We start from the raw sequence: 3,143 nt of genomic DNA, 5'->3' as shown, positions 1-3,143 counted from the left end.
TCATCGGGTCCAAAATATGACGATTGCTCGCTTTTTCATTGACAAACCGTTCACCGTTGACGTTAACAAGGATCCCTGAGCAATTGAAGGCACCGACGTTTGCATAAATCGTGGATTTTGCTTTTCCAGGCGAAACTTCGATACCATTTGGATAGCGTTTCCCATACTGCATCAACTGAGTTTTAGCACCTAAAGACATGGCCATTTGATGACCGTCACCAGTTGAGGAGACGGGTCCATAGTACAAGGCACTTTTCACTGGTTCAGAGAGCATTTCTTTGTTATTTCCGAAGCCGCCCGTTGCCAGGAGGACAGCTTTGGATGTAATGGTGTAAGTCACGCCATTATCATCGATCGCACTCACTCCTATGACATCTCCTTTGTCATCAGTCAAAAGTTTTTGTACACGAGTGTTGTAAAGAACATTAGCGCCGTTTTCGCTGATTACTTTTTTAAGATGTTGTGCCATTGTTTTGGCTCCGCCTTGGAATTCCAGTGCTCGACGATGCGAATATTCAGCAAGATAAGGCAAATCGTTAGGAATGAACTTTACTCCGACTTTTTCATGCAGCCAGTCGATAGTTTTCCCAACATTATTGGCATACAAAGACAGCATACGCTTGTCATTAAGATCATGTCCGTTGGCTAAGAAGTCCTTCATCATAGATTCTGGACTGTCTTTTGTCGAACCAAATTGTTTCTGAAGTTTTGATCCTTGTGCAACAACTTGACCTCCGGAAATCGCTGCGGCTCCGCCAATGTACGGCATTTTTTCAACTAGAACTACTTTTAATCCCCGCATTCTTCCTTCAATCGTTGCTGCCATTCCGGAGCCTCCGCCCCCCACAACAACCATATCTGTGGACAATTTTTCTTCTTTAGCCCCTTTCTTAGCTGTGACAGGAATAAGTTGTTCCGGTTTGGCTCCCGCCTGTTCAATGCATTTGTTAACTGCAGAGATGATGGCTTTGGAAGTTATTGAAGCACCAGCAACTCCATCGATCCTAGTCGACTGAGCATTTAGGATCTTTTCGGGAAGCTGCGCGGCTGCTATTGTTCCGATTCCTTCAGTTTCGCTCTGCTTAGTGACTTCAACGGAATTGATTTTATGTTCTGAAAAGGTTGTTTTGACTATGACCGGCCCGTGAATACCGTCGGCGGAGGCCTCATAAGTTCCCGCTTTAAACGTAACAGCAAAAGCTTGAGCAGCCATTGGAAGTGAGGCTAAAAGTACAGTATTGAGTATAAGTTTTTTCATATGCTTCCCCTTAATGGACAGAATAAAGTCTAGAGAGCTAATCGGTGCCGCGATACCCCTGTTCGGGGGAGAAAAATCTGAATTATGGACTTTATTTTCTTTCTCAAATTTGGCAACTTCAAAAAACAACGACACGAATCTTCTTTTGATTGGAGACCTATTCCATGAGAAAGCTAGATCCGTATGCAATCACTCATTGCAACCAGCATATCCTCTATTTTATTCAGCCTTTCCCTGCTCTCTGGTTTGGTTGAGCCGGCTGTCTCTGTATCTTCTTTCAAGTTGGTTTAGATTTTTGTCGTGAAGTTAAGAGCAAGACATTCTTCCGACCAAATACTGAGTTGTACACTACAGCCTATCCTGATTAAAGACGATGTCTAAATGCGAGACGCAGAGCCTGTACAACATTCGCGGCTTCGTTCCTTAATGATGAGATGTAATAACTTCCAAGGCTCCCACCGGTATTTTTCTTTTCAGTATCAGTGACGGCTTCCACAATTGAACCTTCGTCGCGAGCAATCCATTTATTAAGGATTTCTCTTTCAGCAAAATATTTCTCGGAAGAGCACGAGTTTTTCTTTTCATAATTTTGTCGCTCTGGCTAGTCACAGACGCCTGTGCTGCTTTACCCCAATTCAAAGATGCTTCGTACCTGTTCATAGGTCAGGTCCTCGTTAGCCTCCAGAGCTAGGCAGTAGACGGCCTTTTCTGAAATGATCTTTGCGGCGAAGTCGTACACCTACGAAAGCAAGAGCTCCACCTCGGATAATCCTTGGATCCAAACTTGAAAACAGCTGCGTGGTCTCAGCCACAAATGCCTATGAAAATGCGTGGATTTTGAACGGAAGAAAAATGTCCGTATAAAATTAGTAAATTAAAGCAATTGCCTCCGGATGAACGCAGGTCTGTTCTCTTAACCAATGCGTCTACGCCCGTTATCTCTCTAGTTCCTGAAACAATGGGGTTGCCGGAAGCATAAGTCAGTTTAAATCAGTCACTCTGTATGATCAAAACTCCTACGCATATTCAAGAAATTTAATTTAATGAAACGATGCAGAAGAAGGTTCGAGTGTAATTTGAGGGCTGCTTCGACAGCTTCGAAGCAGACGGCCGGAAACTGTACTGCAGCAGTAGGTTATTCGTCTGTTTTGCAATTTAAATTTCGTTGCCGGTTGCTATTAACGCGTCGACCTCCAGCTCTTCGGGAACTTCTTTTTGGACTTCAGACTCTCAAGCGTAATTACATCGAGCGGTATGAGCGGGAGTTGGAAATGAAAACAGGGTCTAAAAGAAGTGTTGAGCTGAAAATAAAAGAGCATTGCCCTCGGGACGAGAGCCATACTAGCCGCCTATGCCAATCACTGGACACGCACCCGAGCTTAACTGGGCTAGGACAACTTCTTTGATTTTATTTTAGAAAAATTTTGAGATTTTGCTTTTCTAGAGCTTCACTATTTTTATTCTCAATTAAATCACAACGGCCCAAAATAATTTGTTCTTGGACTTTGGCCCCAACATTTACAGTTAATTTGGCTCATAAGAAGTTAAAGCGAGAAACAGACATCGGAAGAAATTTCTCATTGCAAACTCACTTAAGACGCATTTTTAGGGGCTGTTCATTTGACAGTTCAAATTCCTTTTTTATAGCGGTGACAAAATGGGCAAAATCTCGCTTTTAACTCCGCTCAATATCCTTCCCAGCCAAAGGAAAACTTAACGACCCGATTTCACTTAAGCGGGGATAAACAAAGGAAGCAACAGCTTAGATTTGTCATGGTTATTTATGAACAGAGATAATAAAGTCCTGCTCTGAAAAATTGCAGAACTAGAGAACTAAAAATTTAAAAATCACAAAAAATCCTTTTATTTCAGTGGAATAAAAGGA

Annotated in this window: 1 protein-coding gene; it reads right to left on the bottom strand. The window is 42.5% G+C overall.

Features of this window, described 5'->3' with window-relative positions:
* On the bottom strand, positions 1-1,258 hold a 1,258-nt coding region (locus NFR90_RS11465), incomplete at its 3' end, for an FAD-dependent oxidoreductase (RefSeq protein WP_251453134.1).
* Positions 1,259-3,143: the final 1,885 nt, after the last annotated feature.

Origin of the sequence: Parasutterella muris (assembly GCF_943193095.1) — a bacterium.
GTDB lineage: Bacteria > Pseudomonadota > Gammaproteobacteria > Burkholderiales > Burkholderiaceae_F > Parasutterella > Parasutterella muris.
The sequence above is the reverse complement of the archived record's forward strand: the minus strand, read 5'-3'. Positions and strand labels throughout refer to the sequence as shown.